The following is a 19,318-nucleotide window of genomic DNA, read 5'->3' as shown; positions in this document are numbered from 1 at the left end:
ACTACCGCCCGGACGCGGCCCTGCGACGAGATCGATCTGTCCGACACCTTTCCCCAGGAGGTTCTGGAGGCGCGGATCCAGGAACTGATGGACACCAGGCCCAGGCCGTCGTACGGGACCTGGCGGCGGTCGGCAGCGGGTCGGACTTCGTCTCACAGTGCGCGGCCCGCCTGCCGATGCGCACGCTGTCGTACATGGTCGGCATACCCGAGGAGGAGCACGACAAGGTGGCCGAGGCGGCGGAGTCGCTGCTGTCGCCGGCGAACAGGACCTGCTGACGAGCAACTTCGTTCATGGTGTCCGGGCCATGCCGTGCCACTTCCGAACGGCGGTTCCGCAGACAAGAAAGAACGCCCCGTCGCCGGAATGGCCGTGCCGAGCTCCGTAGTGTGCCGGACATGAGGGAGAGCAACAGGGCCATGACGAACTCCGCGGTCGGGCGGCGATGACGGCGGCGCCCGACCAGCGGCTGGGCTGGATGCACGAGGGCTCGCGGATCTTCCTCGGAGAGCTGGAGAAGGTCCCGGACGGCGACTGGGCCGAACCGGTCGGCCTGCCCGGTTGGGGCTTCGCCCACCTCATCGCCCATGTCGCCTACAACGCGGCGGCGTTGTCCCGGCTCGTGCACTGGGCGCGCACGGGTGAGGAGACGCCGATGTACAGCGGCCCGGAGCAGCGCGCCGCAGAGATCGAACACGGGGCGACGCTGCCGCCGGCCCGCCTGCGGGCCCTGGTCCGGGAGACCGACGAGCAGTTGCGGGCCGACCTGGGCGGGCTGAGCGCATGGGACGCGCAGGTCCGCACCGCGCAGGGCCGGACGGTACCCGCGACGGAGATCCCCTGGTTGCGGACCCGTGAGGTGTGGATCCACACCGTCGACCTCGGCACCGGCTTCCGGTTCGAGGACTTTCCCGCGGATCTGCTCGGCGCACTGATCACCGACATCACCGGCCTGCGGCAATACCGTGACGGCGGCCCCGCACTCGCGCTGCACCCGGATGACCGGGAGGACCGCTGGCGGATCGTCGACGTGCTCGGTGGCGAACCTGCCGTCGTGCGAGGCTCCGCGGCCGAACTCGCACGTTGGTTGGCCGGGCGGGGGAGGACCGGGGACAAGCCTGTGTTGGGCCGCTGGCTGTAGAAACGACGCCCTTGGCGTCCAGCCGCTGTGGCGGGCACCAAGGGCTTGACGACACGAGGCACGGCCATGGCGGCGATGGGAACGCCATGGCCATGCCTCGTGCTCGCGTGTGCGTCGACGACGGGGATGAGGCGAGTCCTGCCTGTTCCGCATACGAGAAAGCGGTGACCGGTGCCGTCCGGCGTCGCGGCAGGGGTGTCAGGCTGACGGCATGCGTCAAGGGCCGGGGCGGTCAGCGGGTGTCATCGGGGCGCGCGTACAACGTGTTCCAGTAGATGTGGGCCAGGGCCCTCGCGAGACGGTCGTCGTGGTCGGACGAGGTGACCCGCGCCATCTGGTGCACGGTGCGTTCGGCCATCCACGTCAGCGCGGCGGCCGTCTCCTTGGCCGGGAGCGACTCAGAAACCGAGCCCTCGGTCTTGCCCCGCTCGATGAAGCCTTGCGTGGTGTCCTGGATGCTCTCCATGAGACCGCGGTAGGCCTGGTCGACCTCGGGATCGTACGTCGCCACCTCGACCACGGCGGTGACCAACGACTGGTGCTTTCGGTACGTCGCGATCAGCCCCGACATCGAGGTGTGGAAGTCGGCGAGGTCATGATGCTCGAACTCGTCCCACCACGTGCGGCTGGTCTCCACTATCTCCGCGAAGACCTGGGCAATGAGGCTCCGCAGCAGATGACTCTTGTCCTCGAAGTAGAGATAGAACGTCGCCCGGGACATCCCCGCCTCGGACGCCAGCCGATCGACGCTGAGCTCGGTGAACGTCTGTCCCTCTCCCATCAGGCGCCCCATCGCCGCCAGCAGGAGCTGCTCCATCTCGGCCTGGCGCTTCCTGCGCCTTGCCCCTGCCCCGCCCGTCACCGTCGGCATTCCGTCTCCCTTTCCTTTCATCGTGCCGCCAGCCTACCCACGGTAGTCGATCACCCAGAACTTTAGACGCCTTGTCTAGAGTGGATGTATTGACAGTATGTAACGCACTTCTTAGCCTTCTGGAAATCGCACCGTCTCGAATCCGCGAGGGATCAGGCGACCGGGCCCCGTGAGGGCCGCCCCCATGCCTCCTCCGCAGACGTCATCCGCGACCGAGACCGGACTCAATGAGGAGAACCACCATGCGAATCAAGGCAGCGGTGCTACGGGCCCCGGATGCGCCCTACGCGATCGAGGAGCTCGAGCTGGCGGAGCCGGGGCCTGGTGAGATTCGGGTGCGGATCGTGGGCGCGGGCATCTGCCACACGGATCTGATGCCCCGCGTTCCCGGGGCCATGGCCGTCCCGCCGATCATCACCGGGCATGAGGGTTCCGGCGTGGTCGACGCGGTGGGCCCGGGCGTGACCGGCCTCGCCCTCGGCGACCATGTGGTCCTCTCCTATGACTCCTGCCGGGAGTGCGCGAACTGTCAGTCGGCCCACAACGCCTACTGCGACACGTTTTTCCCACGCAATCTGACGGGCCTCGGCCTGGACGGCTCGTCGCCGGTACGGGACGACGCCGGTGACCCGGTGGCCGCGCGCTGGTTCGGGCAGTCGTCGTTCGCGACGTACGCGCTGGCGATGGCGCGCAACGCGGTGAAAGTCGACCCCGAGCTGCCGCTGGAGCTGCTCGGCCCGCTGGGCTGCGGTGTGCAGACCGGGGCCGGCTCGGTGCTGAACTCGCTCGGCGTCACCGCCGGGTCGAGCGTGATCGTGTTCGGAGCCGGCGGCGTGGGCCTGTCCGCGGTCATGGCGGCGAAGATCGCCGGTGCGGCCACCATCGTCGCCGTGGACCTCAACGCGGGCCGACTGGAACTGGCTCGGGAGCTGGGCGCCACGCACGCCTTCGACGGTGCGCGCGAGGACCTGCTCACGGCACTGCGGGAGGTGACCGGCGGAGGCGCACAGTACAGCCTCGACACCACCGGCCTCCCCGCGGTGATCAGCACCGCGGTTCACGCGCTGCGGCCCACCGGCACGTGTGGCCTGGTGGGAGTGCAGCAGGGCGACCTGGCGCTCAACCCCTACGCGCTCGGTCCCGGACGCACGGTGACGGGAATCCTCATGGGCGACACCGTCCCGCGGGTGTTCATCCCGAAGCTGATCGAACTGTGGCGGCAGGGCCGGTTCCCGTTCGACAAGCTCGTCAAGACCTTCCCCCTCGACCAGATCAACGAGGCGGAGCAGGCCAGCCTCAAGGGCGATGTAGTCAAGCCGGTCCTGCTGCCGGCGACGTGAGTGAGAAGACAGCCATGAAGATCATTCTTGACCGCGACAAGTGCACCGGACTCGGCATCTGCGAATCCTTCGCGCCCGATGTCTTCGAGGTCGACGACAACGGGGATCTGGACCTGCTCACCGAGGAGGTCCCGGAGGGCATGGAGGCAGCGGTGCGGCGCGCCGTGGACGGGTGCCCGACCGCGGCCCTGAGGCTGCAGTCGTGACGCGCGGTCTGGTCGTCGTCGGTGCGTCGCTGGCCGGACTGCGGGCGGTGGAGGGAGCCCGCAGGGCCGGGTACGAGGGCCCGATCACGCTGATCGGTGCCGAGGACCACCTTCCCTACGACCGCCCACCGCTGTCCAAGGCGTTCCTCGAGGACGGGGCACAGGCGCCGTTCTACCGCACCGAGGAGGAGATCACCGGCGAGCTGAAGGCCGAGCTCCTGCTCGGTGCCCCTGCCCGGCTGCTGGACCCCGGGCAGCGGGTCGTCGTGCTGGACGGGCGGGAGATCCCCTATGACGGCCTCGTCATAGCGACCGGCGCCGGAGCGCGGCAGTTCCCCGGTGCCGGGCAGCTCGCGGGTGTGCACGCGCTGCGCACGCTGGACGACGCGCTCGCCGTCCGGGCGGCGCTGGAGAAGGGACCGCGCGTCGTGGTGATCGGCGCCGGGTTCATCGGCTCGGAGGTCGCCTCGGCCGCCCGCAAGCGCGGTCTGCCGGTGACCATCGTGGAGACCGAGCCGACACCCCTGGTGCGGGCCATCGGCACCGCGATGGGACGGGCCTGCTCGGCACTGCACCTGGCCGGCGGCGCCGAGTTGCGCTTCGGCGTGGGCGTGGCGGCGCTGGAGGGCGAGGGCCGGGTGGAGCGGGTACGCCTCACTGACGGCAACGTGATCCCCGCCGACCTCGTGGTGGCCGGGATCGGGGCCGTGCCGGCGACGGACTGGCTGGCCGGGTCCGGCCTGGACATCGAAAACGGCGTCGTCGCCGACGCGACGTTGGCGACCGGGCTGCCCGGTGTGTACGCGGCCGGGGACGTGGTGCGCTGGTTCAACCCGCTCTTCGACCGGTACATGCGCCTTGAGCACTGGAGCAGCGCCGCCGAACAGGGCGCGGCGGCGGGCGCCGCCGCGGCGATTCCGGGTACGGCCGTGCCGTACGAGACCGTCCCGTATTTCTGGTCGGACTGGTACGACGCCCGCATCCAGTTCGTCGGTGTGCCCGACGCCGAGGAGGCGCAGATCGCGCTCGGCGACGTGGAGTCGGGCCGGTTCGTGACCCTTTACCGCGCCGGCGACCGGCTGGCCGGCGCCCTCGCCATGAACCAGCCCAGGGAGATCATGAAATTCCGGGCACTCATCGCCCGCCGAGCCACCTGGTCCGACGCCCTCGCCTTCGCTGCCCAGCGCCGTGAACTGGCCCGCGCCGGCGCCCGATGAAGCCCCGCCCCATTCTTCCCCCATCCCGAAGAGGTGCGCCATGACCATCGACGACTCCATGACAAGGCCGTACGACGAGATCGACCTGTCCTCCCGCGACTTCTGGTCCACCACCGCGGCCGAGCGTGAGCGCGCCTTCGCCGTGCTCCGGGCGGAACGCCCGGTGTCCTGGCACGCTCCCGCCGAGAGCCTGAGCTTCGTGCCACGAGACCCGAACGACCGCGGCTACTGGGCGGTGACCCGGCACGCCGACATCGTGGAGGTCAGCCGCCGCAACGACGTGTTCGTCTCCAGCGACGGCGTCCTGTTCGACACTTTCCCGCAGGACGTCCTGGAAGCCTCCATGTCCATCCTGGCGATGGACCCGCCCAAGCACACCAAGATCCGCAAACTGGTCAGCGCGGCGTTCACGCCCAAGCAGGTCAAGCGCATCCAGGACCTGATCGAGGCCAACGCCAAGGCCATCGTGCAGAAGCTCGCGGCCACCGGCAGCGGGGCGGACTTCGTCGCGCACTGCGCGGCCAGGCTGCCGATCCTCACCCTGTCGTACATGGTCGGCATCCCCGAGGAGGAGCACGACAAGGTCGCGGAGGCCGCGGAAGCGCTGCTGTCGACCGGCGACCCGGTCTTCCTCGCCGGGCGCAACCCCGTGGCGGTGCTGTACGAGGGCCAGGCCTACCTGCGTGAACTCGCCCTCGACCTTGCCGGGAAGCGCCGCCACCAGCCTGAGGAAGACCTGATGACGAACATGGTCCAGGCCGAGGTCGACGGCGAGACGCTGACCAACGAGGAGATCGCCGCGTTCTTCATCCTGCTGTGCGTGGCCGGCAACGACACCACACGGCAGACGACCAGCCACACGCTGAAGGCCCTGACCGACCACCCCGGCCAGCGCGCCTGGCTCATGGAGGACTACGAGGGCCGGATCAACCAGGCGATGGAGGAGTTCGTCCGCTGGGCCGGCCCGGTCATGACGTTCCGCCGTACCGCGGTCGCAGACGTCGAGCTGGGCGGTCGGCAGATCCGGGCCGGCGAGAAGGTCGTCATGTTCTACTCGTCGGGCAACTGGGACACCGAGGTGTTCACGGACCCGTCCCGGTACGACCTGAGCCGCGCCGAGAACCCGCATGTCAGCTTCGGCGGCGGTGGCGCGCACTACTGCCTGGGCAACCAGGTGGCCAAGGCCCAACTCAAGGCGCTCTTCCGCGAGTTGCTGACCCAGCTGCCCGACATCAAGGCCGGCGAGCCGGAGCTGCTGACCAGCAACCTCATCCACGGCGTCCGCGCGATGCCCTGCTACTTCTGAATCGACGGGGCGTGATGATGAGTACTAGGGTTTCGACGTCGACGGATGCCGTGCTGGTTGCTCAGCACGGCGCCGTCCTGGAGATCACCATCAACCGGCCCGAGGCCAAGAACGCCGTCAACGCGGATGTCGCCCAGGGCATCGCGGCCGCGGTGGAAGAGCTGGACAGCCGCCCCGAGATCGCGGTCGGCATCATCACCGGCGCCGGCGGCGTCTTCTGCGCGGGAATGGACCTCAAGGGCTTCCTGCGTGGCGAGGACCCCACGGTTCCCGGACGGGGCTTCGCCGGTCTGGTCGAAGGGCCGCCGGTGAAGCCGCTCATCGCGGCGGTGGAGGGCTACGCGCTGGCCGGCGGCTTCGAGATCGTCCTGGCCTGCGACATGGTCGTCGCGGCGGAGAACGCCAGGTTCGGGATTCCCGAGGTCAAGCGCGGCCTCGTGGCGGGAGCGGGCGGTCTGGTCCGGCTGCCCGACCGGATTCCGCCCGCCGCGGCGATGGAGCTGGCGCTGACCGGAGACCCGCTCGACGCCGAACGCGCCCACCAGCTCGGCCTGGTGAACCGGGTCGTCGGCAACGGCGAGGCCGTCACCGCCGCGCACGAGCTGGCCGCCCGCATCGCGGCCAACGGCCCGCTCGCGACCAAGGTCAGCAAGCAGGTACTGACCGAGTCCCGGTCCTGGCCCGCCGACGAGCGGTTCGACCGCCAACGGCCGCTCGTGGAGACGGTCTTCACGTCTCGGGACGCCAAGGAGGGCGCGCAGGCCTTCGCGGAGAAGCGCGCCCCGGTCTGGGAAGGCCGATGACCGCATCCGTCCGCAACCGAACAGGAAAGGGGCGGCCATGACTTCCGCCGTCATCGTCGACGTGGTCCGGACACCGTCCGGCAAGGGCAAGCCGGGCGGCATCCTGTCCGGCACTCACCCCGCCGATCTGCTCTCCTACGTCCTGAAGGCGATTGTCGAACGCAACGACCTCGATCCCGTCCTGGTGGACGACGTGATCGCCGGTTGCGTCTCGCAAGCCGGTGAGCAGGCCCTCAACATCGCGCGTACGGCCCTGCTCAGTGCAGGCCTGCCCGAGACGGTGCCCGGCACCACGATCGACCGGCAGTGCGGCTCCAGCCAGCAGGCCGCCGCCTTCGCCGCCCAGGGAGTGATGGCCGGGGCATACGACGTGGTCATCGCCTGCGGCGTGGAGTCGATGAGCCGGGTCCCCATGGGCTTCGCCTTCGGCGGCAAGAGCGTCTACGGGCCCGCGCACGCCGCCCGTTACCCCGAGGGCCTGGTGAACCAGGGCATCTCGGCGGAGCTGGTCGCGGCGCGCTGGAAGCTCGACCGTGAGACCCTCGACGCGTTCTCCGCGCGGTCCCACGAGCGGGCCGCCGCGGCGGGGGCCGGGGCGTTCGACCGGGAGATCGTCCCCGTGACAGTCACCGGCGAGGACGGCTCGGAGACCCTCGTGCGCACGGACGAGACGGTTCGCCCCGGCACCACGGCGGAGGGCCTGGCCGGTCTGCGGGCGTCGTTCCAGAACGAGGCGCTCGCGGCCCGGTTCCCGGAGATCGCCTGGCGGATCACCGCGGGCAACTCCTCCCCGCTGACCGACGGGGCCTCCGCCGCCCTGATCATGAGCGAGGAGAAGGCGTCCGCACTGGGCCTGCGGCCGCGCGCCCGGTTCCACGGCTTCTCTGTTGTCGGCAGCGACCCGCTGCTGATGCTGGACGGCGTGGTGCCGGCTACTCAGAAGGTCCTCGACCGCACCGGTCTGTCCATCGAGGACATCGATCTCTACGAGGTCAACGAGGCCTTCGCCTCGGTGCCCTTGATGTGGCAGCACGAGGTCGGCGCGGCCCCGGAGCGGCTCAACGTCCGCGGCGGTGCCATCGCGTTGGGCCACCCGATGGGCTCCTCCGGCACCCGGCTGCTGACCACGCTGGTCAACGCGCTGGAGGACACGGGCGGCCGCTATGGACTGCAGACCATGTGCGAGGGCGGCGGCATGGCCAACGCCACGATCATCGAACGACTTTGACCCACCCCATTTATTGAGCTCTCCATCGATTGAGCTTTCCCGGAGGAACGTTATGGACATCAGCAAGAGTGTCGCGCTGGTCACAGGCGGTGCGTCCGGCCTGGGCCGGGCCACCGTCGAGCGACTGGCCGCCGGCGGCGCGCGGGTGGTGATCGTGGACCTGCCGTCCTCGGACGGAGAGAACGTGGCGAAGGAACTGGGGGACAAGGTGCTGTTCGCCCCCGCCGACGTCACCGACGAGGACGAGGTGACGGCCGCGCTGGACAAGGCGGCGGAGCTCGGCGACCTGCGCATCGCCGTCAACTGCGCGGGCAGCGGCCGTAACGGCAGGACGGTCAGCAAGAAGGGCCCGTACCCGCTGGAGGACTTCGCCTGGGTCGTCAAGCTCAACCTCATCGGCACCTTCAACGTGATCCGGCTCGCCGCTCACCGGATGAGCCTGCTGGAAGAGGTGGACGACGAGCGCGGTGTGATCGTCAACACCGCTTCGGTGGCCGCTTACGAGGGGCAGATCGGTCAGGCGGCGTACTCGGCGTCCAAGGGCGGTGTCGTCGGTATGACGCTGCCGATCGCGCGTGATCTCGCTCAGCTCAAGATCCGGGTGAACACCATCGCGCCTGGCCTGTTCCGCACCCCGTTGCTGTCCGGGCTGCCCGACGAGGCGAAGGCCGCACTGGAGGCTGCGACCCCCCATCCCGCCCGCCTGGGCGAGCCGTCGGAGTACGCCGCCCTCGCCGCCCACATCGTGGAGAACGCCATGCTCAACGGCGAGACCATCCGCCTCGACGGCGCCATCCGCATGGCCCCCCGCTGAAGGCCGCAGAACTGACGAGTCAGGCCGCGCCGGCGCTGCGGCGCGGCCTTCGCCGCATGTCTGGACAGTCTGTCTAGACGTTGGCTCTGGACAAATAGTTGATGCATCATGTATAAAGATGATGCGTCAACGAACGGATCCAGCCATCCGGCCGGATGTGGCTCCCCTTCGGGTTGACGACTCTCCTATCGATCGCAAGAGCAGAAGGAACGAACCATGCACAAGAATGTCTTCACCCCGGAGAACGCGGCGATGCTGCTCATCGACCACCAGACCGGCACGATGTCGTGGACGCACTCGCACGACGTCGAGGAGGTCAAGAAGTCGGCGCTGAGCCTGGCGAAGATCGCCACGGCCACCGACATGCCGCTGGTGCTGACCTCCAGCATGGAGGAGAACATCCAGGGCCCGCTGCTGCCGGAGCTGGAGGAGATCGCCCCGAAGGCGTTCGCCGACCGGATCAAGCGGGCCGGCATCGTCAACGCCATGCACGACGAGAACTTCGCCAACGCCGTGCGCGCGACGGGTCGCAAGAAGGTCATCGTCGCCGGCATCACCACCGAGGTCTGCGTGGTCTTCCCCGTCCTGCAGCTCCTGGACGAGGGCTACGAGGTCCAGGTCGTCACCGACGCCTCCTCCTCGTTCACCAAGATCGGCGACGATGCCGCGCTGCGCCGTATCGAGCAGGCCGGCGCCGTGATCACCTCCACCGCGCAGGTCGTCTCCGAACTCGCGGTCGACTGGACCACCCCGAGGGGCGCCGCCCTGGCCGCCGTCCTCGGCCTCGCCTGAACCACCCCGCCACCGAAGCCAAGGCCCGCGAGTCCCGGACCCGCGGGTCCTTCGGTCGTCATGAACGCGAACGCACTCAGGCGGTTCGGGACCGGTGGTTGGAGCGCCCCGTCGGCGCGGTCGCACGGGTAGGCGGCGGAATGCCTCTCCAGTACCGGCCGGGCGCGACCGCGGGAGACCTCCAGCGCTGCCTCCACCGCGTCACGATAGGGCAGCAGTCCCACCACCGACGCCACAAAAGGACACACGCTCCATGCCCGTCCGTGCAGGGCAGCGCGTCGGTGAGTTCGAACAACTCGTCTCCCTCTACCTGTCAAGCAGGCGTGGAGGTCGCGCTGGGAGCAGGACAGTGGCGCCCATGCCTGTGCTACTGCGCCATGACGACCCGGCAGTCGGCCATCGTCTGCTTCATCACCCACACGGTCGACCGGCAGGCCGTGTACCTCGCCAGCACGTCGTCGATCGCCCACTAGCTGATGGCCCTCGAACGCAGAGGAGACGGTCGAGGACGTCTACGCCCTGCCCCGCCTTCGCCTTCTGCTGCGCCTTCACCAGGGCGGCGAGCGGGGAGCGCAGGCCTTTCCCGGTGTTGCGCAGCTGGGTCCAGTCGGCCTCGGGGTGCGCGGCGACCATCGCGTCGGCGGACGCCGTGGTGACCATCGGCACGTCGGCTGCCCCGGCCCGTGAGGTACCGAACCGAACTTCCCGCCATTTCGTGGGCTTGGTCCATCCCAGGGTCCGCACGTGGTCGGACTCGGCTCGCCTCCAAGCCGACGGGTGCGCGGATTCTCGGAGGGCGATTCCGGGGAACCGGAGGGAGCTTGTGCCTCAAGAGGCAGAGTGGCCGGTGAGTTCCTGGCCATGGGTAACCGCGGCATCTTGATCGACAGCAGAACCCGCTCGCCGAGAGGAGCGTGCGGTACGGCAAGCCGGGCGGTATCGCCCACCGCCACATCTCCGACACCTACATCGTGCTGTTCACGCACTTCATTCCGAGCGGCCTGCCGACGGCTTCGGCCGTGCCGCCTGAGCCTGGGACCGGCTGGGCCAGGCTCAGGCGGCGCAAGGCGGCTCTGCCGGTCGAAACTGGAGGAGTGCCGCCGGGAAGGACCAGCGAAGCTCCGGGACCTCGACTGGGACCTCATGCGCTCGCTGGTCACCCCCGACGCCCCGATCACCCGGGCCGGCTTCGCAGACATCTACGCCTCCACCGGCGCCGGCATCCCCCAAAGCGGCAACTTCATCGAATGGCTCGAGACCAGCTGGAAGAAGCTGTCCGAGGGGCTCAGCCGGTACGTCCTGCTCAGCAGCGTGGATACGGACGGGAACCCCGTCTCCCACCTCACGACCCGGCGGGCCGGCACCGTCATCGTCCGCGATGTGGGGCGCGGACCGGAACGGTTCGAGCTGACGAACGTCCGACTCCGCGACGGCAGCTTTGTCGCGGAACCGATGGACCGCTACGCATAACGCCGAGCGGCACGTTGATGCCGGCTGGTAGAGGGCCCCGTCGCAACGGGGCCCTGTACGCGTGCCCGCATGGACGCGATGGCACGTTGCCTGACGCGGCACCAGCTCATGCCAGGCCAGACGGCGGAGGCGGTCACCACGGTGACGGCAGGCCCCCCATGAGGGCCCATGCGAGAAGTCGACGGGCTCAGAGTCGCCACTTTGCAACGTACCTGCCAGGTCAACGGGTGGGACTGGGAGGTGGGCTGCTGGACTTCTGCGCCGGAATCCGGAGCGATGGAGGATGGTGAGGGAATCTTCGGTTCTGCCCCTTGTGTATTCGTGGTGGGGAGCAGCAGCAGGCCGAGGCCGGCGACCAGCGCCGCCCAAGCTGTTACGGCGGCGGCTAGGTCGCCCTGCACAATCGTGGTTGCAGAACCGTTCTGCTGGTGACTCCGGCGATACACCATCGCTGCTACCAGAGTGGCGACCACCAGGATCAAGACGCGCGTGGCGTCTATGTGTACCGTCATTTACGGGCCTTCCAGGGCTCGCGGCCTGCCCGTCAGCCTCAACGTTATGGCCTGCAAACGGGGAAAGTCTTGGACCGTTTCTGTATAAAATCCGGTCCGTTAACCCGCCACTGTGTACAAGTTGCATGGCGTGTTACTGCAGGGTGGCGATGGTGATCGATGCTGAGGGGCGTCATGATTGGTAGGGGAGCGACCTGACCCGAACCGTCTTTCTACCAGTTCCGCGTCGACAGAAGGCACGTTCTCCGGCAGACGACTGGGTGGGAAGTACTGAGCTCGGCTGATGTTCTTTGGCACCGGAACTTGACCGCTGCCACTGAAGTTTGACCTCTGTGTGAGCATTTCCCGCGGATATGCTCACGCCATGCGACGACAGGGACGAATGGGCACGGCGGTTCACTGGCTGGTGGTTTGGGCCGTTTTCACCGTTGTCATGCGCTTTGTCACCGGCCTCGCGGACATCTACAGGGGCTGGTTGACCACTGCGGTCACGTCCGCGTTGGTGGTGGCCTTCTGGTCTCTGGTCTCGTGGTTGCGGTCCCGCAGGGAGCGCAAAGCCACAGCGCAGTAGCCAGACGGTGAGCTCGGAGCATCGTGCCCTCAAATGAAACTCGCCGGTCAAATTTCAGTGGCAATCGGTCAAGGTTCGGCGTCAGGGGACAGCTGAGCTGGCAGAACGCTGATCGGAGGTGTGGGCGGGTAGAGGTCCTTCTGCCGTGGGGGGCGTCGATGGGCTCGTTGTTCCGAGAAGCTGTCACGACTGGTGATCACGCGGGAGAGCGTGGCTGAGCCAGGCCAGCGATCAGCCGGCCCTCGAGTACGACCGCCACTTCGGCGGCCAGCGGCCCGAGAGAGACGCACCGAACCGCTGATGGAGGACTCCGAGGACTCCGAGGGCTCCGATGACGCCAGGACCGGGTCCGGATCAGCGGAGACGTCCGGGGCCAGGTCGTCATCGGTGACCACAAGATAGTGGTCTCCGCCGAGCAGTCCGTCGTCACCGTCGTCACCCGGCGCAGTGGCCGGAGTGCCGGCGGCGGGACGGCGTCGTGTTCGTGGACGCCGCGAGCCGGGAGACCGGCAGACGTGCTTCAGGACGTCTTCGAGGCCTGCTACGACGCTCCCGGGTACCGGCCCGGCGCGATCGAGCTGCGGCGGCTGATGGCGGACGTCGGCATCGGCCTCGTGTTCGACGAAGGCCCCGAGGCCACCTCCTGCACGGTGCGCGCCGACAGCGCCAGAACCGTCTGCATCAGCACCACCGTCCGCGCCGAAAGGGCGGCCAGCGGCCGGCACCGATGCCCAAGGTCCGCGCCGAGGCGATCGACGTCGTGGCGGTGGACGCGACCGGAGAAGCACTGCGGGGCTACTCGGTCGTCCAGGACACGGGTGCGGACGACACCCGGCTCGGGTGGGTCACCTCTCCCGCCGCCAAGGGTCCCGACGTCGTCTACTGAGCCCTCAACGCCGCCACGACAGACGTCTGCTGGGTCAAGGACGACCGGATGACTGTGCTCTGCGGTGACGATCCCTGGAAGAAGGCGCTGCGCCGGTACGTCGTGGGCGACGGGCCGGCCCCGGACACCGAGCCGGACGCTGAACCCGTCCCTGGGACATGGGCTCGGTCCCGCCGAGGAAGAAAGTCGTCGGGGTCCACTACGCGGACAGAAACCGAGCCCCCGGCCTCAGCGCAGCAGGAGCTGCGCGATCGCGAGGACGCCCACGGTGACGATGACGCCGCGCAGAGCGGGGGGCGGCAGTCGGCGGCCGACCTTGGCGCCGATCTGCCCGCCGAGGGCGGAGCCGACGGCGATCAGCAGCACGGCCGTCCAGTCGAACTCGGCGACGAAGAGGAAGAAACAGGCGGCGACGCCGTTGACGACGGCTCCGAGGATGTTCTTGACCGCGTTGAGGCGCTGCAGGGTCTCGTCGAGGAGCAGGCCCATCAGCGAGAGGTAGATGATCCCCTGGGCGGCGCCGAAGTAGCCGCCGTACACGCTCGCGAGGAGCAGCCCGGCCAGGAGCAGGGGTCCGCCGTACGGGCGGCCGGTGGTGCCGTTCCTCTCGCGGTGGCGCTGTACGGCCGCGGCGAGGCGTGGCTGCAGCAGTACGAGGGCGAGCGCGAGGGCGATCAGTACGGGGACGATGGTGTCGAAGGCCTCGGAGGGCAGGGCCAGCAGCAGGACGGCGCCGCCCAGTCCGCCGAGGAGCGCGGTGAGGCCGAGGACGAGTGCGCGCCGGCCCTGGCCGCGGAGTTCGGCGCGGTAGCCGATGGCCCCGCTGATCGAGCCGGGGACGAGGCCGAGGGCGTTGGAGACGTTGGCGGTGATCGGCGGCAGCCCGGTGGCGAGCAGCACCGGGAAGGTGATCAGGGTGCCGGAACCGACGATGGTGTTGATGGTGCCGGCTCCGATGCCGGCCGTGAAGACGGCCAGTGCTTCCCAGATGGACAACGCCATCTCCTCACATGATCAGGGTGTCGCCTCCCCGCCGCACGGCAGGCGGTCGAGGGGCTCGCATGGATCATGCACGCTCGGCACGGACCCCGACGCGCGCGCCCACTATGCGGGCAGCGAATGTCAGGGCTGGTCATACGGCGCCGTCACCCCGCCCCACCCCGGCCCCGAAGGACCCCTTCCGGCCCGACGCCGGTACAGCGCTACCGTTGTGTCTCCTTCGGGTGGCCGGAATGTTCGTCGGCGATCGGCTCGTCGGTGTCGTGCCCCGCCCGAGGCCGACTACAAGTGGCTGGTGGAGCGCTTCGGCCCGGTTTCCTTCGACGGCTTCTTCCATGTCCTCCAGCCGTGCTCCCCCTTCGCCCCGATCCGGCCGGGCACTGGCAGATCCTTCAGCGGCTGAGGTGGAACGGCGAGCCGGTCCCGTGCGCCACCGGCGAACTGCTTCCCGTGGCGAAGACCGACAACGGCGACATGGTGTACTGCGTATGACGTCAGGACGCGACCCGGAGTGGCGGACGATCACCGTCAACGCGGTGCGCAACGTGCGGGGGCCGACCTTCGACGGCGGGATCCTCGGCTTTCTGGCCGAGGTGCTCTCCGGGAACCACCGTGCGGAGGTGTTTCCGCGCGGTTTCCCTGCCAGTGTCTACGTTTTTTCTCCCTACCCGCCCCAGGGCAACCGCCGGTGTCCCTCGCGGGTCTAGGACGCGTGGCACATCGTCAGGCCGCGCCGTGAGGGGGCGGCAGGTCTTTTCCACCTCGAAGGGGGACTCCATGCGCACCCGCTCCGCCGTCGCCGCCATGTCCGTCGTGACCGCGCTCTCCGTGTCGGTGACACCCATGGCCGCACACGCGGCAAGCCCCGCCGCGGAAGCCGACGCGGTCTTCTCGAACGTCTCCGTCAACGGCGGCAAGGACGTCGTACTCGGGCTGACCACCCGGAAGACCGTCACCATCAGCTGGACGGCGACGGACCCGGACGGCATCCTCGCTTCCTGGTCCTACCTGTACAACGGCCCCAACGTCGACGACATGAACGGCTATCTGCCGCACTACCCGCCGCCCGGCGACTGCACCCCCACGTCCGCCGCCCGCACCACCGTCAACTGCACACTGAGCTTCGGTGTGGACGCCGCGCGGGACTTCCGCAAGAACATCCTCGCCGGCGTCTGGAAGATGCCGGGCGCGGTGCAGGACTCGGGCGACGACTGGACGGAGATCGACGTCATCGGCACCGGCCGGTTCAAGCGAGCCGGCAAGGTGACGGTCAACGCCTCGCCGGAGCCGGTGAAGAAGGGCCGGACCATTACGGTCACGGGCAAGCTGACCCGCGCCAACTGGGAGAGCCGCACCTACACGGGCTACCAGGGCCAGGCGGTGAAGCTGCAGTTCCGTAAGAAGGGCAGCAGCACCTACACGACCCTGAAGACCATCACCACCGGCAGCGGCGGCAAGCTGAGGACGACCACGAAGGCCACCGGTGACGGCTACTACCGCTTCGTCTTCGCGGGCACCGGCACCACCGGCCCCTCCACGGCGGCCGGTGACTACGTCGACGTGAGGTGATACCGCCGGGCTGGCGAAAGGGGTGCCCGGACGCCCGAACTCCGACCGGGGAGCGGGGCGAGTGGAGGCGGAAGGGGAGCGGAAGGACACGGTCGCTGGTTTTCACCGGTACCACGACCACATCGACTTCCGGGGCAGCCGGATCCACGGCTCGGTGATCATGTGCGACGCGAGCCACCACCCGCCGACCGACCACCCGCCGGCCGTCGGGTCGCCGACCTCACCGGCGAGGGCCTGGCCTGGAACAACCTCGGCCCTCGTCCACGACGCGGTGGGCCACCGGGCCGAGGCCGCCATGCCCCTTCCGGCAGGCCTGCGCCCGGCACGCGGCGACGGACCGCATCTTCCACGGCGACTCGCTCAACAGCCCTGGCTGCGCCTTGCACTTGGCCGGCGGGCTGGAGGAGTCCATCAGCGCCTTCCGGGAGTCGCTGCGCATCCGCAGGGAAGAGGACAACTGGTACGTCACCGGGACCACGGCGAACAACCTCGCCCGTGCCCTGGCCGGCGCCGACCGCGAGGACGAGGCGGCCAGGCCGGGAAACTGGCCGCCCAGGCGTGCGCCCTGGCGGGCCCCACGGCGGACGCTACGGCCGCCACCACTGAACCGTTCACCGGGGGGCCTTCCAACTCGGCAGCTTGACACGGGAGTTGGTCCATACCAATCTGATGGAGGCACGCGCCTCTCCGTGCACCCCGGCGACGCAGGTGAAGGGAACCCCCATGCCCCTCAACAGGCGCAAGCTGCTCTCCGGTACCGCAGCGACAGGACTGGGACTCGCGGGCTGGAGCCTGGCGGCCCCCGCCGCCCGGGCCGCTCCCATCGGCACGGGCTGGACGGAGGTCAACCCCGGTTTCACCCTGCACCAGCCGCCGGACCGGACGCGCTACGAGTACCTGTCGTCGACCGGCGAGCACCACTTCTGGCTGTACTCGACCGATCCGAGCACCTTCCCCGGCCAGGACTCGGGCCCACGCAGCGAGATGCGGTGGAAGAACGACTACACCTCCGGGCAGGCGCAGTTCGAGTGCGACATGAGGATCGCGGCCGGCGCCCACCGGGTGTGCGTGATGCAGATCTTCGGCGCCCAGACCCAGGCGACGACGTTCATGACGCTGGCCATGAACACCAACAGCATCAACTACTACGACTACGCCGCGCAGCAGATCTACTCACCGGTCTACGACACCATCATCCGCCTCAACGTGGTGCACGAGACCGACACCGGCAACGTCCATGTCTTCGTCAACCGCGCCTTCCGCGCCACCTTCAAGGGCCACGGCCCGGCCACCCACTACTTCAAGTGCGGCCTCTATGGCCGGGAGGGCATGTCGGCGCGCAGCGACATCTATCTCAAGAACATCCATCTGTACCGTAAGTGACGGTATGTCAGTCGAATGGCGGGTTCCCGCTACTACCAACTCCCCGGCGGCGGCACTGCGGTCCGCACCGTGGTCTCCTACGGCTACGAGTTCGCCGACCAGCACGGCACGAGCGGGCGCTACCCGGAGTCCACCTACCAGACCCCCTCCTGGCGCCAGTTCACCCCCTACGGCGCCCCGCGCGGCACGGCCGCGGCCTCCTGAGTCGACAACCGGGGCTTCCTCGACAAGCCCACCGCCACGGCCACCGGGCTGACCGTCGTCGGCGCGCGCCTGTACCATCACTCGGTTCTACCGGCTGATGCGGTAGCTGGTGACGGTGTCGCACAGGGCGGTGTTGTCACACCGCCAGCTGACGACCGGCGGGGTGTCGCCTGCCGTGGTGTGGCTCAGCGTACCCAGTTTCCAGTCCGGGGTGACTGTCACGGACGGCCGCAGGCCGAGCGCGGTGGCCTCGACGGCGGTGACCTGCGGGTCGCTCGGGGCAGGCTGGTTGGCCCAGCGGTCCCTGGCGAACCGCGTGGACGTGCGTCTCGCCGTCCGGCAGGTCGCCGCACAGGATCGGGCGCCGGTCCATCCCGCCCGCGCAGCCCGCGGCGCCGCCTACGCTCCGCTGGCCGCTCCACCCTCCATCTCCGGCGGCGCGTCGCCCCCTGGTCCCAACACCCGTGACATGCCCCAAAGCAGCAGACAGGGCCGAAGCGCCCAGTTCTTGCCGGGGCCCAGGCATGGGTCCACCCGGCTCGCGCTGAACATGACGCAGGAGGAGGCGGCGGACGCCTTGAACGCGATCACCGGGGGTGCGACGGACGCGAGCTTGACGGTTCGCGCACCAGGACGGTGCACCGGCCAGTGTGCTGGAGACCTCCGACCCGGACCGGCTTTCCTCCAGCGACGCCCAGGAACTCAAGGAGATCCGCACCGCCTGCTCACACCTCGCCGCCACAGCCAGGCACGTCCGCGACTTCGCCGCCATGCTCCATGACCGCCGCGGCGACCTGCTGCCCGACTGGATGAACCGTGTCCTCGCCGACGACCTACCAGCACTGCATTCCCTGATCACCGGCCTGCGCCGCGACCAGGATGCCGTCATCGCAGGGCTCTCCAGCCCCTGGAACTCAGGCCAGGTTGAAGGCCACGTAACACGAATCAAACTCCTCAAGCGCAAGGGCTACGGACGGGCCAGCCTCGCCCTGCTCCGTCGCCGCATACTCCTCGCCACCTAACGTTCGCCCAGGGGCCCCTGGGCGCCCACAGGCTAGGTTGCTCCCATGCCCCTCACCCCTGATGACGAGATACACACACGCGATGAGCTGGTGGCATTCGTCCGCGAGCTGCACCAGGACTATCTCCGGCAAGGACACGACTGGGAGAACCGCACCCTCGACAGCTTCCTCGAAGCCCTTGCCGCATGGATGGCCAGCTCGGACGGCTGGTATCGGAACTTCGACAAGGAACTTCCAGCCAAAGGCGACTGGACCTTCATCGCACGAGCCCTCAGCGCAGCCACCGTTTACGAGTAGGCGAACAGGGCCAACGAGCGTCGAGTCCTGCCGACCACCGCTCCGCGGAGCCGCCACCACAAGATCTTCGCCAGAGCCGAATTACGTGACCGTCCACAGCGCACCGACCGCCGCGCGATACGCACCTGGTGCGCACCGCGGCGCGCAACGATCTGCGCAGGCACGGCCTGTCCGGCGACGGCGGCCGAACTCGAGGTGGGGAGAAGGTGCACCTGCTCACCAAGGACAGCCTGGGCCCCGCTGGACTCGAGTTGGACCGGGGGCCGGAGGAGATGGGCGGCATGCCCAAGAGCTCAGGCCGCTTGGGGGTTCCGCACGCGATGACCGTCAACGAGACGGTCATCGCGATGATCCGCCCGAAGCCCGACCTTCACTTGGTCCCGGTCGGTCGGATGCGCCGGCCGACGCGTCGCCGCAGGTTCCTGCAGAGGTACAGCAATGACGATCGCCTGTCAGGTGGTACGGCCCCCCGCCAGTCGTCGCTGCGCGGCCCGCTCCACGAACGGCTCCAGGCCGCTCTCGGGGTGCATGTAGACGTAACGGTGGGCGGCGTAGACCTGCAGGGCGTTGAGGCGGTCGACGAAGGACCGGGGGAGGTGAGCATGACGTCCTCGGTGCCCAAGGACAGATGTGCCGTGGGCCGACGGGAAGTACGAGGGTCTGGGCGTCACCGAACGCCATGCCGTA

General features: G+C 69.0%; 23 protein-coding genes. 18 read left to right on the top strand and 5 right to left on the bottom strand.

Annotated elements, in window-relative coordinates:
* The first annotated feature begins 445 nt into the window (after positions 1–445).
* Entirely contained in the window at positions 446–1,141 is a 696-nt protein-coding gene (locus ACIRF9_RS38715; RefSeq protein WP_403832307.1) for a maleylpyruvate isomerase family mycothiol-dependent enzyme, read from the top strand.
* A 232-nt stretch (positions 1,142–1,373) separates the two neighbouring features.
* Here ACIRF9_RS38715 and ACIRF9_RS38710 read toward each other — a convergent pair whose 3' ends face one another.
* The gene (locus tag ACIRF9_RS38710) at positions 1,374–2,012 is read right to left on the bottom strand and encodes a TetR/AcrR family transcriptional regulator (RefSeq protein ID WP_403832305.1); all 639 of its coding nucleotides are present in this window, start codon (positions 2,010–2,012) and stop codon (positions 1,374–1,376) included.
* Positions 2,013–2,254: 242 nt separating this feature from the next.
* Between ACIRF9_RS38710 and ACIRF9_RS38705 the strand changes: the two genes are divergently transcribed.
* The 10 genes from ACIRF9_RS38705 (at position 2,255) to ACIRF9_RS38660 (ending at position 13,157) form a co-directional block, all read left to right on the top strand.
* Complete coding sequence (locus tag ACIRF9_RS38705) at positions 2,255–3,352, top strand: NAD(P)-dependent alcohol dehydrogenase (RefSeq protein ID WP_403832303.1); 1,098 nt, start codon at positions 2,255–2,257, stop codon at positions 3,350–3,352.
* A 14-nt stretch (positions 3,353–3,366) separates the two neighbouring features.
* Positions 3,367–3,558 (top strand): ferredoxin, encoded by a 192-nt coding sequence (locus tag ACIRF9_RS38700; protein WP_403832301.1) that lies wholly within the window; start codon positions 3,367–3,369, stop codon positions 3,556–3,558.
* Complete coding sequence (locus tag ACIRF9_RS38695; RefSeq protein ID WP_403832298.1) at positions 3,555–4,775, top strand: NAD(P)/FAD-dependent oxidoreductase; 1,221 nt, start codon at positions 3,555–3,557, stop codon at positions 4,773–4,775. Before ACIRF9_RS38700 ends, ACIRF9_RS38695 begins: the two co-directional genes overlap by 4 nt.
* Positions 4,776–4,815: 40 nt before the next feature.
* A complete protein-coding gene (locus tag ACIRF9_RS38690) occupies positions 4,816–6,081 on the top strand; it encodes a cytochrome P450 (RefSeq protein WP_403832296.1) in 1,266 nt (421 codons plus the stop codon).
* Between the two features lie 17 nt (positions 6,082–6,098).
* On the top strand, positions 6,099–6,884 hold the full coding sequence (locus ACIRF9_RS38685; RefSeq protein ID WP_403832294.1) for a crotonase/enoyl-CoA hydratase family protein: 786 nt from the start codon (positions 6,099–6,101) through the stop codon (positions 6,882–6,884).
* A 37-nt stretch (positions 6,885–6,921) separates the two neighbouring features.
* Complete coding sequence (locus ACIRF9_RS38680; RefSeq protein WP_403832292.1) at positions 6,922–8,112, top strand: thiolase family protein; 1,191 nt, start codon at positions 6,922–6,924, stop codon at positions 8,110–8,112.
* Between the two features lie 52 nt (positions 8,113–8,164).
* On the top strand, positions 8,165–8,926 hold the full coding sequence (locus ACIRF9_RS38675) for a 3-hydroxyacyl-CoA dehydrogenase (RefSeq protein WP_403832290.1): 762 nt from the start codon (positions 8,165–8,167) through the stop codon (positions 8,924–8,926).
* 216 nt (positions 8,927–9,142) lie between these two features.
* Positions 9,143–9,718 carry an isochorismatase family protein gene (locus tag ACIRF9_RS38670; protein WP_403832287.1) on the top strand — a complete coding sequence of 192 codons (576 nt, stop codon included), beginning with the start codon at positions 9,143–9,145 and terminating at the stop codon, positions 9,716–9,718.
* Between the two features lie 1,143 nt (positions 9,719–10,861).
* Positions 10,862–11,188 (top strand): hypothetical protein, encoded by a 327-nt coding sequence (locus ACIRF9_RS38665; RefSeq protein WP_403832285.1) that lies wholly within the window; start codon positions 10,862–10,864, stop codon positions 11,186–11,188.
* Positions 11,189–12,998: 1,810 nt separating this feature from the next.
* On the top strand, positions 12,999–13,157 hold the full coding sequence (locus tag ACIRF9_RS38660) for a hypothetical protein (RefSeq protein ID WP_403832282.1): 159 nt from the start codon (positions 12,999–13,001) through the stop codon (positions 13,155–13,157).
* Between the two features lie 228 nt (positions 13,158–13,385).
* Here the strand turns inward: ACIRF9_RS38660 and ACIRF9_RS38655 are convergent, their stop codons facing one another.
* The gene (locus ACIRF9_RS38655) at positions 13,386–14,159 is read right to left on the bottom strand and encodes a sulfite exporter TauE/SafE family protein (protein WP_403832280.1); all 774 of its coding nucleotides are present in this window, start codon (positions 14,157–14,159) and stop codon (positions 13,386–13,388) included.
* 345 nt (positions 14,160–14,504) lie between these two features.
* On the opposite strand from ACIRF9_RS38655, the gene ACIRF9_RS38650 reads away from it, so the two are divergent.
* From ACIRF9_RS38650 to ACIRF9_RS38640, 3 genes are all read left to right on the top strand, one after another.
* On the top strand, positions 14,505–14,648 hold the full coding sequence (locus ACIRF9_RS38650; RefSeq protein WP_403832278.1) for a hypothetical protein: 144 nt from the start codon (positions 14,505–14,507) through the stop codon (positions 14,646–14,648).
* The gene (locus tag ACIRF9_RS38645) at positions 14,645–14,863 is read left to right on the top strand and encodes a hypothetical protein (RefSeq protein WP_403832275.1); all 219 of its coding nucleotides are present in this window, start codon (positions 14,645–14,647) and stop codon (positions 14,861–14,863) included. The genes ACIRF9_RS38650 and ACIRF9_RS38645 overlap by 4 nt, the downstream gene beginning before the upstream one ends.
* A 70-nt stretch (positions 14,864–14,933) precedes the next feature.
* Complete coding sequence (locus ACIRF9_RS38640) at positions 14,934–15,725, top strand: hypothetical protein (RefSeq protein ID WP_403832272.1); 792 nt, start codon at positions 14,934–14,936, stop codon at positions 15,723–15,725.
* Positions 15,726–15,827: 102 nt separating this feature from the next.
* On the opposite strand, the gene ACIRF9_RS38635 is transcribed toward ACIRF9_RS38640, so the two are convergent.
* Positions 15,828–16,022 carry a hypothetical protein gene (locus tag ACIRF9_RS38635; protein ID WP_403832270.1) on the bottom strand — a complete coding sequence of 65 codons (195 nt, stop codon included), beginning with the start codon at positions 16,020–16,022 and terminating at the stop codon, positions 15,828–15,830.
* 426 nt (positions 16,023–16,448) lie between these two features.
* On the opposite strand from ACIRF9_RS38635, the gene ACIRF9_RS38630 reads away from it, so the two are divergent.
* Together ACIRF9_RS38630 and ACIRF9_RS38625 are read left to right on the top strand one after the other, a co-directional pair.
* Positions 16,449–17,108 carry a polysaccharide lyase family 7 protein gene (locus ACIRF9_RS38630; protein ID WP_403832268.1) on the top strand — a complete coding sequence of 220 codons (660 nt, stop codon included), beginning with the start codon at positions 16,449–16,451 and terminating at the stop codon, positions 17,106–17,108.
* Positions 17,109–17,123: 15 nt separating this feature from the next.
* Positions 17,124–17,312 (top strand): hypothetical protein, encoded by a 189-nt coding sequence (locus ACIRF9_RS38625; RefSeq protein ID WP_403832266.1) that lies wholly within the window; start codon positions 17,124–17,126, stop codon positions 17,310–17,312.
* A gap of 87 nt (positions 17,313–17,399) precedes the next feature.
* Here the strand turns inward: ACIRF9_RS38625 and ACIRF9_RS38620 are convergent, their stop codons facing one another.
* Positions 17,400–17,534 carry a hypothetical protein gene (locus ACIRF9_RS38620; protein ID WP_403832264.1) on the bottom strand — a complete coding sequence of 45 codons (135 nt, stop codon included), beginning with the start codon at positions 17,532–17,534 and terminating at the stop codon, positions 17,400–17,402.
* Positions 17,535–17,962: 428 nt separating this feature from the next.
* On the opposite strand from ACIRF9_RS38620, the gene ACIRF9_RS38615 reads away from it, so the two are divergent.
* Positions 17,963–18,334, top strand: a complete 372-nt coding sequence (locus ACIRF9_RS38615; RefSeq protein ID WP_403832262.1) for a transposase — start codon at positions 17,963–17,965, stop codon at positions 18,332–18,334.
* Between the two features lie 45 nt (positions 18,335–18,379).
* Positions 18,380–18,631 (top strand): hypothetical protein, encoded by a 252-nt coding sequence (locus tag ACIRF9_RS38610; protein WP_403832259.1) that lies wholly within the window; start codon positions 18,380–18,382, stop codon positions 18,629–18,631.
* A 452-nt stretch (positions 18,632–19,083) separates the two neighbouring features.
* On the opposite strand, the gene ACIRF9_RS38605 is transcribed toward ACIRF9_RS38610, so the two are convergent.
* Entirely contained in the window at positions 19,084–19,302 is a 219-nt protein-coding gene (locus tag ACIRF9_RS38605; RefSeq protein ID WP_403832257.1) for a hypothetical protein, read from the bottom strand.
* Positions 19,303–19,318 lie beyond the last annotated feature (16 nt).

The sequence above is a fragment of the Streptomyces sp. NPDC096132 genome, assembly GCF_044763345.1.
Lineage (GTDB): Bacteria > Actinomycetota > Actinomycetes > Streptomycetales > Streptomycetaceae > Streptomyces.
This window is presented reverse-complemented; position numbering and strand designations above follow the sequence as displayed.

Coding starts and splice junctions, on each gene's coding strand:
- ACIRF9_RS38715 (WP_403832307.1), top strand. CDS start 446: ATGACGGCGGCGCCCGACCAGCGGCTGGGCTGGATGCACGAGGGCTCG.
- ACIRF9_RS38710 (WP_403832305.1), bottom strand. CDS start 2,012: ATGCCGACGGTGACGGGCGGGGCAGGGGCAAGGCGCAGGAAGCGCCAG.
- ACIRF9_RS38705 (WP_403832303.1), top strand. CDS start 2,255: ATGCGAATCAAGGCAGCGGTGCTACGGGCCCCGGATGCGCCCTACGCG.
- ACIRF9_RS38700 (WP_403832301.1), top strand. CDS start 3,367: ATGAAGATCATTCTTGACCGCGACAAGTGCACCGGACTCGGCATCTGC.
- ACIRF9_RS38690 (WP_403832296.1), top strand. CDS start 4,816: ATGACCATCGACGACTCCATGACAAGGCCGTACGACGAGATCGACCTG.
- ACIRF9_RS38685 (WP_403832294.1), top strand. CDS start 6,099: ATGAGTACTAGGGTTTCGACGTCGACGGATGCCGTGCTGGTTGCTCAG.
- ACIRF9_RS38680 (WP_403832292.1), top strand. CDS start 6,922: ATGACTTCCGCCGTCATCGTCGACGTGGTCCGGACACCGTCCGGCAAG.
- ACIRF9_RS38675 (WP_403832290.1), top strand. CDS start 8,165: ATGGACATCAGCAAGAGTGTCGCGCTGGTCACAGGCGGTGCGTCCGGC.
- ACIRF9_RS38670 (WP_403832287.1), top strand. CDS start 9,143: ATGCACAAGAATGTCTTCACCCCGGAGAACGCGGCGATGCTGCTCATC.
- ACIRF9_RS38665 (WP_403832285.1), top strand. CDS start 10,862: ATGCGCTCGCTGGTCACCCCCGACGCCCCGATCACCCGGGCCGGCTTC.
- ACIRF9_RS38660 (WP_403832282.1), top strand. CDS start 12,999: ATGCCCAAGGTCCGCGCCGAGGCGATCGACGTCGTGGCGGTGGACGCG.
- ACIRF9_RS38655 (WP_403832280.1), bottom strand. CDS start 14,159: ATGGCGTTGTCCATCTGGGAAGCACTGGCCGTCTTCACGGCCGGCATC.
- ACIRF9_RS38645 (WP_403832275.1), top strand. CDS start 14,645: ATGACGTCAGGACGCGACCCGGAGTGGCGGACGATCACCGTCAACGCG.
- ACIRF9_RS38640 (WP_403832272.1), top strand. CDS start 14,934: ATGCGCACCCGCTCCGCCGTCGCCGCCATGTCCGTCGTGACCGCGCTC.
- ACIRF9_RS38635 (WP_403832270.1), bottom strand. CDS start 16,022: ATGGCGGCCTCGGCCCGGTGGCCCACCGCGTCGTGGACGAGGGCCGAG.
- ACIRF9_RS38630 (WP_403832268.1), top strand. CDS start 16,449: ATGCCCCTCAACAGGCGCAAGCTGCTCTCCGGTACCGCAGCGACAGGA.
- ACIRF9_RS38625 (WP_403832266.1), top strand. CDS start 17,124: ATGGCGGGTTCCCGCTACTACCAACTCCCCGGCGGCGGCACTGCGGTC.
- ACIRF9_RS38610 (WP_403832259.1), top strand. CDS start 18,380: ATGCCCCTCACCCCTGATGACGAGATACACACACGCGATGAGCTGGTG.